At 69.3% G+C, this 12,103-nt stretch carries 10 protein-coding genes and 1 pseudogene; 10 read left to right on the plus strand and 1 reads right to left on the minus strand.

Annotated elements, in window-relative coordinates; all coding sequences use genetic code 11:
- Window positions 1-664: pseudogene (locus ACO2SS_RS15475) on the minus strand (hypothetical protein); the annotation flags it as partial.
- Window positions 665-913: 249 nt separating this feature from the next.
- On the opposite strand from ACO2SS_RS15475, the gene flgB reads away from it, so the two are divergent.
- The 10 genes from flgB to alaS all read left to right on the plus strand — a co-directional run bounded on the left by flgB (window position 914) and on the right by alaS (window position 12,016).
- Window positions 914-1,309, plus strand: coding sequence for a flagellar basal body rod protein FlgB (gene flgB, locus ACO2SS_RS15480; RefSeq protein WP_423278584.1), 396 nt, complete (start codon window positions 914-916; stop codon window positions 1,307-1,309).
- Window positions 1,309-1,719 (plus strand): flagellar basal body rod protein FlgC, encoded by a 411-nt coding sequence (flgC, locus tag ACO2SS_RS15485; protein WP_423278585.1) that lies wholly within the window; start codon window positions 1,309-1,311, stop codon window positions 1,717-1,719. Before flgB ends, flgC begins: the two co-directional genes overlap by 1 nt.
- Window positions 1,720-1,735: 16 nt before the next feature.
- Window positions 1,736-2,053, plus strand: a complete 318-nt coding sequence (fliE, locus tag ACO2SS_RS15490) for a flagellar hook-basal body complex protein FliE (RefSeq protein ID WP_423278586.1) — start codon at window positions 1,736-1,738, stop codon at window positions 2,051-2,053.
- 1 nt (window position 2,054) lies between these two features.
- Entirely contained in the window at window positions 2,055-2,321 is a 267-nt protein-coding gene (gene fliQ, locus ACO2SS_RS15495) for a flagellar biosynthesis protein FliQ (protein WP_423278587.1), read from the plus strand.
- A 42-nt stretch (window positions 2,322-2,363) separates the two neighbouring features.
- On the plus strand, window positions 2,364-3,122 hold the full coding sequence (gene fliR / locus ACO2SS_RS15500) for a flagellar biosynthetic protein FliR (protein WP_423278588.1): 759 nt from the start codon (window positions 2,364-2,366) through the stop codon (window positions 3,120-3,122).
- Window positions 3,122-4,189 carry a flagellar biosynthesis protein FlhB gene (gene flhB, locus ACO2SS_RS15505; RefSeq protein WP_423278589.1) on the plus strand — a complete coding sequence of 356 codons (1,068 nt, stop codon included), beginning with the start codon at window positions 3,122-3,124 and terminating at the stop codon, window positions 4,187-4,189. The genes fliR and flhB overlap by 1 nt, the downstream gene beginning before the upstream one ends.
- A 30-nt stretch (window positions 4,190-4,219) precedes the next feature.
- The gene (cckA, locus tag ACO2SS_RS15510; protein WP_423278590.1) at window positions 4,220-6,745 is read left to right on the plus strand and encodes a cell cycle histidine kinase CckA; all 2,526 of its coding nucleotides are present in this window, start codon (window positions 4,220-4,222) and stop codon (window positions 6,743-6,745) included.
- Between the two features lie 858 nt (window positions 6,746-7,603).
- Entirely contained in the window at window positions 7,604-8,689 is a 1,086-nt protein-coding gene (gene recA / locus ACO2SS_RS15515) for a recombinase RecA (protein ID WP_423278591.1), read from the plus strand.
- Window positions 8,690-8,806: 117 nt separating this feature from the next.
- The gene (locus ACO2SS_RS15520; protein WP_423278592.1) at window positions 8,807-9,187 is read left to right on the plus strand and encodes a helix-turn-helix domain-containing protein; all 381 of its coding nucleotides are present in this window, start codon (window positions 8,807-8,809) and stop codon (window positions 9,185-9,187) included.
- Window positions 9,188-9,358: 171 nt separating this feature from the next.
- Window positions 9,359-12,016, plus strand: a complete 2,658-nt coding sequence (gene alaS, locus ACO2SS_RS15525; protein ID WP_423278593.1) for an alanine--tRNA ligase — start codon at window positions 9,359-9,361, stop codon at window positions 12,014-12,016.
- Window positions 12,017-12,103: the final 87 nt, after the last annotated feature.

The raw sequence follows: 12,103 nt of genomic DNA on the forward strand, positions 1-12,103 counted from the left end.
GATTGGCCGGCGCCGCGGGGGCTGCAGGGCGCGGGGCGGGCGCGGGCGCCGGCGTCGGGGGAGGCGCTGCGACGGGCGTCGCGCGGCTTCTGTCGGGGCCGCGGGCAGCCGGGGGCTGCGAAGGCCGCTCCTGCGCTCCGCCGCCGGCGACCACGGCCGGCCGAATCGGCGTTGGCGCTGCGGGGGAAGGCGGGCTCTCCCCACGGCCGGAATGCCCCGCGACGACCGGCTCGGCTTGCCGGGCAGCAGGCCGCACGGGCGCCGGCACCGGCTCGAGCACCGGGCGGACCGGGGCTGGTTCCGGCGGGCGCTCGGCGGGAGCGTCGAGACGTTCCGCAATCTCCGCGGCCGGCAGGCGCGCGCCCGGAACCCTGACGATGTTCGTCTCGACCACCACGTCGTTGGGACCGCCCACCAGGAGCAGGTGCTCCACGTTGTCCCGCCGCAGCAGGATCAGCTGGCGGTGCCGGTCGAGATCGTAGACGTCGACGATTCCGAGCCGGGGCTGGCGCGCACGCCCCCGGTCGTTGGACAACGTGAGGCGTCCGCCGGTCAGTCGCCGGAGTACCAGCGCAAAGAGCGCCAGGAGCATGAAGATGATCGCGAACGCGATCACGTATTTCACGGCTGGTGGTAGGTTCTCGATGCCCGGTATCGACAGCAAGACGCGACTCTCTCGGATTGCGACGGGGGTCCGTCCCATGCGGCCCCCCCGGGCTGCAAGACCCGAGACGGGACAATCTTGTTCCGATCTAGCACGTCAACTCCGCGATGTCGCGGATCTGTCGCTCCGCGGCACAACCTCCGCGCGATCTGGAGCCGGACTGCTCGGAATACAAACAAGTCTCTTCAGCGGCTTAACCCGCGGTTAACCATAACGGCGGCAAAACCTGCCGAGTTGGCCCGGGCCCCCATGTCGATCACCGACCTGCCTCTCGTCTCGATGCTGAAGAGCAAGCTGCACTGGCATCAGGCGCGGCAGAAGGTGCTCGCCGAGAATGTCGCGAATGCCAGCACGCCCGGGTTCAAGCCGCGGGAGCTGAAGGAGCCGAGCTCCGCCCGCCCCGCTTCCGGCAGCCTCCCGCTCGCGCAGACGAGCCCGCTGCACCTCGCCTTCGGCTCGTCCCAGGGCAGCGTCGAGACCGCGAACGGCGCGCGGTTCGAGACCCGTCCCTCCGGCAATGCCGTCAGCCTCGAGGACGAGATGCTCAAGGTCTCCTCCAACCAGTCCGACTACCAGCTCGCGACGACGCTCTACCAGAAGAGCCTGGCGATGCTGCGCACGGCCGTCAGCGGGCGGGGCATCTGATGGACTTCCTCCGCTCCCTCGGCATCGCGGCCTCGGGCCTCCGGGCCCAATCCGGCCGCATGCGCGTGATCGCCGAGAACGTGGCCAATGCCGATTCGGTCGGGGAGAAGCCCGGCGCGGATCCCTATCGCCGCAAGATCCCGACCTTCGGCCAGCATGTCGATCGCGAGCTCGGCGCGAGCGTCGTCTCGCTTGGCCGCGTCGCCCGGGACCAGGCGCCGTTCCGCACCAGGCACGATCCCGGCAACCCCGCAGCCGACGCGACGGGCCACGTGAAGCTGCCCAACGTCAACACGCTCGTCGAGACGATGGACATGCGCGAGGCCCAGCGCAGCTACGAGGCGAACCTCAACATCGTCACCGCCACCCGCCGGATGATCTCGCGCACGCTCGAGATCCTCCGCGCCTAGATGAGGTCAGCCGATCATGTCGATCACTGCGGGAGCGGGCGCCTATGCGGCGACCCAGCGGCTGCTATCCTCCACGACCGGGGCGGCGGGCTCCGGGCTCGGCGGCGTCGCCGGGGCAGGGGACTTCTCGTCCATGCTCGAGCGGGCGGTCGGCAGCGTCGCCGAATCGGGCCGCAAGGCCGAGGCCCAGGCCATGGCTGCGGCCTCCGGCAAGGCGGATCTCGTCGAGGTCGTGACCGCGGTCGCCGAGAGCGAGACGGCGTTGCAGACCCTCGTCGCCGTGCGGGACAAGGTCATCGCGGCCTACGAGGAAATCATGCGGATGCCGATCTGACATGACCGGCGCGGCCATTCTCGACATCGCCCGCGACGGGATCGGCACCTTCCTGAAGGTGAGCGCGCCCCTGATGCTCGTCGCCCTGGCGGTCGGGCTCATCGTGTCCCTGGTCCAGGCCCTCACCCAGGTCCAGGAGCAGACGCTGGTCTACGTTCCGAAGATCGTGGCGGTGTTCGGCGCCATGCTCCTCTTCCTGCCCTTCATGGCCGATGCGCTCGCGTCCTATATGGGGCGGATCGCCCTGCGCATCGCCTCCGGGGGCTGACATCCGCATCATGGTCCGGCTCCGGCGCGGGGTGGCACGGACGTGACCTTCGCGATCCCGGAACTCGCCTCGCTGTTCATGCTGACCTTCGCCCGGGTCGGCACGCTGGTGATGCTGCTGCCCGGAACGGGGGAGCGGCTGGTGCCGGCGCGCCTCAGGCTCGCCTTCGCGTTCCTCCTCACCCTGCTCCTGCTTCCGATCGTGCGGAACCTGTTCCCGGCGGGGGATGCGCCGCAGGTCGTGATCGGGACGATGATCGGCGAGGTGGCGATCGGCCTCATGCTCGGGCTCGCCACCCGGATGGTCGTCTCCGCCCTGCAGACGGCCGGCAACATCGTGGCGCAGGAGCTCGGCCTGTCCTTCGCCATGACGATCGACCCGACGCAGGGAGGAGGGCAGGAAGCCGCGATCGGCAATTTCCTGACGCTCCTCGGCATCACGCTCGTCTTCGCCACCGACCTGCATCACCTCGCGATCGCGGCGATCGGCAACAGCTACGAACTCCTGCCGCCCGCGCGGCTGCCGGAGGCCGGCGATGCGGCCCAGCTGGCGATCGGCGCGGTCGGCCGCGCGTTCCGGCTGGCCGTCCAGATCTCGGCGCCGTTCATCGCCTTCGCGTTCCTGTTCAACCTGGGCCTCGGCATCCTGTCGCGGCTCATGCCGCAGATGCAGGTGTTCTTCCTGGCGATGCCGCTGACGATCCTGATCGGCGTCCTCGTCCTCCTGGCCGCGCTCGGCATGATGATGAGCGTCTATCTCGGCCAGCTCGGCGCCTTCCTGTCCCAGCTCGGAATGGGCTGATGGCAGAGGGAGCCGACCGCGAGGATCGCACAGAAGAGCCGACGCAGAAGCGCCTCGACGATGCCATCAAGCGCGGCGAGGTGGCGAAGAGCCAGGAGGTCTCGACCTTCCTGGCGCTCGGCGCCATGACGCTGGCGCTGCTTCTCGCGGGCGGCTGGTCGGGACAGACGCTCACGCTGGAACTCAGGCACTACCTCGGCAACGCGCACCTCGTCCCGGCCGATCCCGCCGGAATGCTCGGCGCGGGCCGCCGGGCGCTCGTGACCGCGCTTCAGGTCCTCGCGCTGCCGCTCGGCATCCTCGTCGCGGCGGCTCTCGCGGGCGGGCTTCTCCAGCACAGGCTCGTCTGGACCACCCAGCCGCTGAAGCCGCAATTCAGCCGCCTCTCGCCCATGGCGGGGTTCAAGCGCATCTTCGGCCTCCAGGCGCTCGGGCGCTTCGGCAAGGGCCTCCTGAAGATCCTCATCGTCGGCGTCGTCGCTTGCGTCGCGCTCTGGGCGGAGCACGACCGGGCGGAGGCGCTGATCACGCTCGACGTCGCGGACCTGGTGCGTGCGATGGTCGGCATCGCCCTGCGGCTGCTGGGCGTCATCCTGGCGATCTACGCCGTCGTCGCGATTGCCGATTACATCGTCGCGCGGTTCTCGTGGATGAAGCGCCTGCGGATGTCGAAGCAGGAGCTCAAGGACGAGCTGAAGGAGCAGGACGGGAATCCCGAGATCAAGGCGAAGCTGCGCCAGATCAGGCAGCAGCGCCTGCGCAAGCGGATGATGGCGGAGGTGCCCAACGCGACCGTGGTCGTCACGAACCCGACTCACTTCGCGGTCGCGCTGCGGTACGAAGCCGGCCAGGCCGCTCCGATCTGCGTCGCGAAAGGGGTGGACGATCTCGCGCTCCGGATCAGGAGTGTCGCCGAAGAGCATCAGGTTCCCATAATCGAGAACCCGCCCTTGGCCCGCGCACTGCATGCGACCGTCGAGATCGACGAGGAGATCCCGGTCGAGCACTATAAGGCCGTCGCCGAGGTGATTGGCTTCGTCTTGCGGCTGAAGCGGCGCGCATCGTAACGGGACCCAGCCGGAGGACGACGCGGCAGCATGGCCGAGTATACGCAAGCTTCGAACGGATCCGCGATCGATCGGTCCGAGCGCCCCGGCTATGTCGGGTTGCTGCTGGTGCTCGGCGTCGTCTTCGTCGCCGCCTTCGCCGGGTTGAGCTTCGTCCCGAACGAGCAGGCGCAGCCCCTGATCCTGGGGCTCCTCGCCGTCCTGGCGATGATCGGCGTGTTCTTCGTGTTCGCCGTGGCGATCGGGACGGTGCAGTTCGCCGGCTCCGGAGCGCGGAACGACCTCACCAAGGTCCTCGCCGACACGGCCGCGGACGGGCTGCTCGTCGTGGAGGATACCGGCCGCATCATCTACGCGAACGAGCGCTATCTGCGGCTCGCGGGCGCGGAGAAGAGCCAGGAGGTGAGGACGGTCGAGCGCCTCTTCACGGGCGGCCCGGAGATTTCGGAGGCGGTCTACCGGCTCGCCCAGGCGGCCCGGGACGGCAAGACCGCCGCGGAGGAGGTCCGGCTCAGCCCCGCTCTCGGCGGCGCGCGCGAATTCGGCTGGTACCGCCTGCGGGTGCGGTCGATCCCCCGGCCGGGAGCCCGGCCCGCGACGCTCTGGACGGTGACGGATGTCACCGACGACCGCGAGCGGCACGAGACGGTCTTCCAGGAGCTGCAGCACGCGATCGACTACCTGGACCACGCCCCGGCGGGCTTCCTGTCCACCGATCGGCTGGGCTCGATCGTCTACATGAACGCGACCCTGGCGGAATGGCTCGGGCACGATCTCGCCAAGGTCGGGTCGGGCGGGCTGAAGCTGCCGGACATCATGCCGGACGACGTCGTCGCGATGCTCATCTCGGCCTCCGGCTCGCCCGGAAAGTCGCGGACGGAGACGCTCGACCTCGATCTCCGCCGCCGCCAGGGCGGAACGCTCCCCGTGCGGCTCTATCACCGCGTCGCCTTCGGGCCGGACGGCAAGGCCGGCCCGTCCCGCACCCTGGTCCTCGACCGTTCGGCGGGCGCGGAGATCGAGGACGGGCAGCGCGCCGCGGAGGTGCGGTTCGCGCGCTTCTTCAACTCGTCGCCGCTCGCCATCGCCACCCTCGATGCCGGCTACCGCATCGTCGGCTCGAACCCGTCCTTCACGAAGCTCTTCGGACCGGGCCTCGGATCCGGGCGCGGCGGGTCCCACTCGGCCCTCGACCTCGTGGCGCCGCCCGATCGCGCGAGGCTCGAAGCCTCGCTCGCCGGCGCGATCTCCGGGGAGAGCGGGGCGCTCGACGTCACGCTCGCGCGGGAGGGCGGCCGCTCGGCCCGGTTCTGGGTGAGCGCCGTGGCCGACGGCGATTCCGCCGAAGGCGACCGCGCCATCCTCTATGCGCTCGACACGACCGACCAGCGGCTGCTGGAGCAGCAATTCGCCCAGGCGCAGAAGATGCAGGCGATCGGCCAGCTCGCCGGCGGCGTCGCGCACGACTTCAACAACGTGCTCCAGGCCATCATCGGCTATTCCGACCTTCTGCTGGCGAGCCACCGGCCGACCGATCCGTCCTTCCAGGACCTGATGCAGATCAAGCAGAACGCGAACCGGGCGGCGAGCCTCGTGCGCCAGCTGCTGGCCTTCTCGCGGCGCCAGACGCTGCGCCCCGAGACCGTGAAGCTGGGCGAAACGCTGTCCGATCTCTCGCTGCTCCTGAAGCGTCTGCTCGGGGAGCGTGTCCAGCTGGAGATGCGGCAGGGCCGCGACCTCTGGTTCGTCAAGGCGGACGTGAACCAGCTCGAGCAGGTGATCATCAATCTGGCGGTGAATGCCCGCGACGCCATGCCCGACGGCGGGACGGTGTCGATCGCGACGGAGAACGTCGACGAGGCCGAAGCCCGCAGGCTCGATCTCAGCGGCATGCCGGCGGCCGACTATGTCCGCATCGACGTCGGGGATACCGGGACCGGCATACCGCCCGATCTGCTCGACAAGATCTTCGAGCCCTTCTTCACCACCAAGGAGCTCGGCAAGGGCACGGGCCTCGGCCTCTCGACCGTGTTCGGCATCGTGAAGCAGTCGGGCGGGTTCATCTACGTCGATTCCGCCGTCGGCAAGGGCACCACTTTCTCGATCTACCTCCCGCGCTTCGTCCCGGAGGTTGAGGCGGCGGCGAAGCAGGACCCGAAGGAGGAGAAGCGCGCGGCCGACATGACAGGGCAGGGCACCGTGCTGCTCGTCGAGGACGAGGACGCCGTCCGTGCGGTGAATGCGCGCGCGCTGTCCGCCCGCGGCTACACGGTGCTGGAGGCCGCATCGGGCGTCGAGGCGCTGGAGATCGTCGATGCCCACGAGGGCGCGATCGACCTCGTCGTGTCGGACGTCGTGATGCCGGAGATGGACGGCCCGACGCTGCTCGGAGAGCTGCGCAAGCGCCGTTCGGACCTGAAGATCATCTTCGTGTCGGGCTATGCGGAAGACGCCTTCGCCAAGCACCTGCCCGAGGGCGAGAGCTTCTCGTTCCTCGCCAAGCCCTTCAGCCTGAAGCAGCTGGTCGAGACCGTGAAGGGCGCGATCCAGCGCTGAGCGGCCGCCGCCTCCGCCTCCGCTCATCCCGGCGCAAGCCGGGATCCGGCAGCCGGTCGGGCCTGGTACCGGGCTTCCCCGATGTGAGCGGCGGGCAGTCTTGACAAAACCAGAATATTATCCTATGTCCTTGCCTGTCCCGGCCCACAGAGGGGCGTGTGCGCAGCGTGGCTCGTGCGGGTCGGGAACGGTGGTCCGGGGAAGTCGGCGTCACGCACCGGCACCCCGGGCGGCCCAAGTCGGCAATCCCGGCTGGCTGAGCCTGCCGGTCACTGTCCCGGGGCCCTCGCGGGTCCAGGAGGACGCAGCGGGAGGATAGAAAGGTCACCCTCCCGGGGGTTCGCCGAAGCAAGCCTCAAACACCGTGTGCGGGAGGTCCGGGCGAGAGCGCCCGCGGGTTCCGACACTCCCTTCCGGCATCCGATCCGCCCGCCGGAGCGGTGCCGCCCGACCTCCCGCACCACCCTCTCGGGATCCCCGAGGGGAAGTCTCGGCGTGGGCGATTTCAGGATCTGGCTCGAGCGCGCCGCCGCGCCCCCTCTCCCCTGCCGGAGAGGGATGGGGTGAGGGCAGGACTCCCCAGGGCAAGCATCCGCACCCGACTTTGCTGTGAGCGTGTCGCTTCACATCCCAGGTCGGTCCCTCACCCCGACCGGCTGCGCCGTCCGACCCTCCCGCACGGGAGAGCGTGACCCGCTCATCCCGGCGAAAGCCGGGATCCACGAGCCAGCGAAGGCGAGCAGGAACTTCCATGTCGGCCCACAGCGCGAGATCTTGTGCGATGAGAACAAAACAGGTACAAATCCCGGGCAGCACGCATTGAGCCGACCCGTCCAGCCTGCCATAAGGACTTGCCCAATGGCCCAGTCAGCCCTTCGAATCGTCGAAAGCCCCTCCATGGACAAGACCAAAGCGCTGGACGCCGCGCTTTCCCAGATCGAACGTTCCTTCGGGAAGGGCTCGATCATGCGTCTCGGCAAGAACGAGAAGGCGGTCGAGATCGAGACGGTGCCGACCGGGTCGCTCGGCCTCGACATCGCGCTCGGCGTCGGCGGCCTGCCGCGCGGCCGCGTGATCGAGATCTACGGCCCCGAATCCTCCGGCAAGACGACGCTGGCCCTCCACACGGTCGCGGAAGCCCAGCGGAAGGGCGGCATCTGCGCCTTCGTGGACGCCGAGCATGCGCTCGATCCCGTTTACGCCCGCAAGCTCGGCGTGAAGCTCGACGACCTCCTGATCTCGCAGCCCGATACGGGCGAGCAGGCGCTGGAGATCTGCGACACGCTGGTGCGGTCGGGTGCGATCGACGTCCTGGTCGTCGATTCGGTCGCCGCGCTCACGCCGCGGGCCGAGATCGAGGGCGAGATGGGCGACGTGCAGCCGGGCTCGCAGGCGCGCCTCATGAGCCAGGCGCTCCGGAAGCTCACCGCCTCCATCTCCCGCTCCAAGGCGATGGTCATCTTCATCAACCAGATCCGGATGAAGATCGGCGTCATGTACGGCTCGCCGGAGACGACGACCGGCGGCAACGCGCTGAAATTCTACGCCTCCGTCCGCCTCGACATCCGGCGCGTCTCGACGCTCAAGGATCGCGACGAGGCGATCGGCAACTCCGTCCGCGTGAAGGTGGTCAAGAACAAGGTCGCGCCGCCCTTCAAGCAGGTCGAGTTCGACATCATGTTCGGCGAAGGCATCTCGAAGGTCGGCGAGCTGATCGATCTCGGGGTCAAGGGCGGCATCGTGGAGAAGTCCGGCGCCTGGTTCTCCTTCGACAGCCAGCGTCTCGGTCAGGGGCGCGAGAACGCCAAGACCTTCCTCAAGGAGAACCCGGACGTGGCGAACCGCATCGAGAATGCGATCCGCCAGAATTCCGGCCTCCTCGCCGAGCGCATTCTCGAGAATGCGACGCCGACGGAGGACGACCTGGACGAGGGTGAGCCGTAGGCAGGGCCTCGACGGAGACGCGCCGACGATGGGTACACGCTCGGGCGTGACCGAGCGTGTACCCGCCATCTTCGATCGGCCTTGTTCCCACTGCGGGAACGACGCGGAGAAGGTGTGATGGATGTCCGACCCATCCGAACCGAAGCGGATCTCGACTGGGCTCTGGCGGAGGTATCCCGGTATTTCGACCAGCCGCCCGAACCCGATACGCCCGAAGCGGATCGCTTCGACGTCCTGACGACTCTGATTGCCGCCTACGAAAGCCGCGAGCACCAGGTGCCCGCAGCCGGGCCAGTCGAGGTCTTGCGGTACGCCATAGAGGAACTCGGGAGGACCCAGAGCGAGCTTGCCGCGATCCTGGGATCCAGGTCCCGGGCATCCGAGGTGCTCCACGGCAAGCGTCCGCTCACGCCTGAAATGATCGCCCGGATCAGTGCTGCCTGGCACATTCCTGCCGCCGCCCTGCTCCCCGTTCCCGGGCTGGCCGACGCGGCCTAGAGGCGGCGAGGCCAGGGCTGCCGGATTGGGCAGAAGCCACCAAGCGCGCCGAATATCAGATCGGTGCGCCGCCGAACGAGGGCCTTGCTCGACAAGTTCCTGAGCCGTCACTAGAACTCGGCCCAAATGGCCGCCGACCGGCGGCCGCGCGCATTTCAGGTTCCCCTCGCGATGTCCGGCGTCAACGAGATCAGGTCCACCTTCCTCGACTACTTCGCGAAGAACGGCCACGAGGCCGTGGCCTCCTCGCCCCTCGTGCCCCGCAACGATCCGACATTGATGTTCACCAATGCCGGGATGGTGCAGTTCAAGAACGTCTTCACGGGCGTCGAGAAGCGGCCCTACAGCCGTGCGACGACAGCCCAGAAATGCGTGCGGGCCGGCGGCAAGCACAACGATCTGGACAATGTCGGCTACACGGCCCGGCACCACACCTTCTTCGAGATGCTCGGGAATTTCTCCTTCGGCGACTACTTCAAGGAAGAGGCGATCACGCTCGCCTGGAACCTGATCACGAAGGAGTTCGGGCTCGCCAAGGACAGGCTCCTGGTCACGGTCTATGCCGATGACGAGGACGCCGCCGGCCTCTGGCGCAAGATCGCCGGCTTCCCGGATGACCGCATCATCCGCATCGGCACCTCCGACAACTTCTGGCAGATGGGCGATACCGGCCCCTGCGGCCCCTGTTCGGAGATCTTCATCGACCAGGGTCCCGCTCTCCAGGGCGGGCCGCCCGGCAGCCCGGACGAGGACGGCGACCGGTTCCTGGAATTCTGGAACCTCGTCTTCATGCAGTTCGAGCAGATCGAGCCCGGCCAGCGCGTCCCGCTGCCGCGCCCCTCGATCGACACCGGCATGGGCCTCGAGCGCATGGCCGCCATCCTGCAGGGCGTGCACTCGAACTACGACACGGACCTGTTCCGGGCCCTGATCGATGCGGTCGCGCACCAGATCGGCCGCGCCCCCGAGGACGCGACCCGCGCCTCCTACCGCGTCATCGCCGACCACCTGCGTGCCGCATCCTTCCTGGTGGCGGATGGGGTGCTGCCCTCGAACGAGGGTCGCGGCTACGTCCTCCGGCGCATCATGCGTCGCGCCATGCGGCATGCGCAGCTCCTCGGCTCGCGGGACCCGCTGATGTGGCGGCTCGTGCCGGCCCTGACCCGCGAGATGGGGCAGGCCTATCCGGAGCTGACCCGCGCCGAGCCGCTGATCGTCGAGACGCTGCGGCTCGAGGAAACCCGCTTCCGCCGCACTTTGGAGCGCGGCCTCGCCATCCTGGAGGACGAGACGCGTAGCCTCACCCAGGGCCAGTCCCTCTCCGGCGAGACCGCCTTCACGCTGTACGACACCTACGGTTTCCCGCTCGACCTCACGCAGGATGCCCTGAAGTCCCGCGGCATCGGCGTCGACACGGACGGCTTCAAGGCCGCCATGGAGCGGCAGCGCGAGAAGGCGCGGGCCGCCTGGTCGGGTTCGGGCGAGGCGGCGACCGACACCGTGTGGTTCGGCCTGCGGGAGCGGGTCGGCGCGACGGAATTCCTCGGCTACGACACCGAGGCCGCCGAGGGGGTCGTCACGGCCATCCTCAAGGACGGCCAGGAGGTCGCATCGCTCTCCGCCGGCGAGAGCGGGCTCGTCGTCCTGAACCAGACGCCGTTCTACGGCCAGTCGGGCGGCCAGGTCGGCGATACCGGGACCATCCGGGGTCCGGGCGTGCTCGTCCAGGTGGGCGACACCGAGCGCAAGCTCGGGGACGTGTTCGTGCACCATGCCACCGTGGAGCAGGGCACGCTCGCGGTCGGCGCGGCGGTCGAGCTGCAGGTCGATACCCGCCGCCGCTCGGCGATCCGCGGCCACCATTCCGCGACGCACCTCCTCCACGAGGCGCTCCGCCGCGTCCTTGGCGACCACGTCGCCCAGAAAGGTTCGCTCGTCGAGGCCGAGCGCCTTCGCTTCGATTTCAGCCATCCGAAGCCGATGACGGATGCCGAGCTTCGCGAGGTCGAGGACATCGCCAACCGCCTCGTCCTGCAGAACGAGCCCGTCGTGACCCGGCTGATGGCCGTCGACGAGGCCGTCGAATCGGGCGCCCGGGCGCTGTTCGGCGAGAAATACGGCGACGAGGTCCGCGTCGTCTCCATGGGCACGGACCGCGAGGCCGACGGCAAGTGGTTCTCCGTCGAGCTCTGCGGTGGCACCCATGTCGTCCGGACCGGCGATATCGGGCTGATCGCGGTCGTGTCCGAGGGCGCGGTGGCGGCGGGCGTCCGGCGCATCGAGGCGCTGACCGGCGAGACGGCGCGGCGCTACCTCGCGGGCGAGAGCCGCACCCTGCGCGAGATCGCCGGGATCCTGAAGGCACCGGTCGCGGAGGCGCCCGAGCGCCTGTCCGCCCTCGTCGAGGACCGCCGGCGGCTCGAGCGCGAGCTCGCGGAAGCGCGTCGCAAGCTCGCCATGGGCGGTGGCGGCGCCGGCTCCGCCGACGAGATCCGGGTCGTCAGCGGCGTGAACTATCTCGGCAAGGTGCTGCGCGACGTGCCCGCGAAGGACCTGAAGCCCCTGGTCGACGAGGCCAAGAAGCGCCTGGGTTCAGGCGTCGTCGTGTTCGTCGCCGTCGACAAGGACGAGCGCGCCTCCATCATCGTCGGCGTCACGCCCGACCAGGTCGGCGCGCGCAATGCCGTCGATCTCGTGCGGGCGGGAGCGGCGGCGCTCGGCGGCAAGGGCGGCGGCGGCCGGCCCGACATGGCCCAGGCCGGTGGACCGGACGGAGCCCAGGCCGAGGCGGCGCTTGCGGCCGTGGAGGCGGCGCTGGCGGCGGCCTGACGGCTCGCCGAGTTCCGGCCGATCCCCTATCCTCTGCCGGCCGCGCCATGCGGCTGCGGGCGGGCCTCGAGAGGGCCCGCCAGGGGA

The sequence above is a fragment of the Enterovirga sp. CN4-39 genome, assembly GCF_049446235.1.
Taxonomy (GTDB): domain Bacteria; phylum Pseudomonadota; class Alphaproteobacteria; order Rhizobiales; family Beijerinckiaceae; genus Enterovirga.

Excerpts from the sequence above, each read along its gene's own strand:
- flgB (WP_423278584.1), top strand. The coding sequence starts at position 914 with ATGTCGATCACCGACCTGCCTCTCGTCTCGATGCTGAAGAGCAAGCTG.
- flgC (WP_423278585.1), top strand. The coding sequence starts at position 1,309 with ATGGACTTCCTCCGCTCCCTCGGCATCGCGGCCTCGGGCCTCCGGGCC.
- fliE (WP_423278586.1), top strand. The coding sequence starts at position 1,736 with ATGTCGATCACTGCGGGAGCGGGCGCCTATGCGGCGACCCAGCGGCTG.
- fliQ (WP_423278587.1), top strand. The coding sequence starts at position 2,055 with ATGACCGGCGCGGCCATTCTCGACATCGCCCGCGACGGGATCGGCACC.
- flhB (WP_423278589.1), top strand. The coding sequence starts at position 3,122 with ATGGCAGAGGGAGCCGACCGCGAGGATCGCACAGAAGAGCCGACGCAG.
- cckA (WP_423278590.1), top strand. The coding sequence starts at position 4,220 with ATGGCCGAGTATACGCAAGCTTCGAACGGATCCGCGATCGATCGGTCC.
- recA (WP_423278591.1), top strand. The coding sequence starts at position 7,604 with ATGGCCCAGTCAGCCCTTCGAATCGTCGAAAGCCCCTCCATGGACAAG.
- ACO2SS_RS15520 (WP_423278592.1), top strand. The coding sequence starts at position 8,807 with ATGGATGTCCGACCCATCCGAACCGAAGCGGATCTCGACTGGGCTCTG.
- alaS (WP_423278593.1), top strand. The coding sequence starts at position 9,359 with ATGTCCGGCGTCAACGAGATCAGGTCCACCTTCCTCGACTACTTCGCG.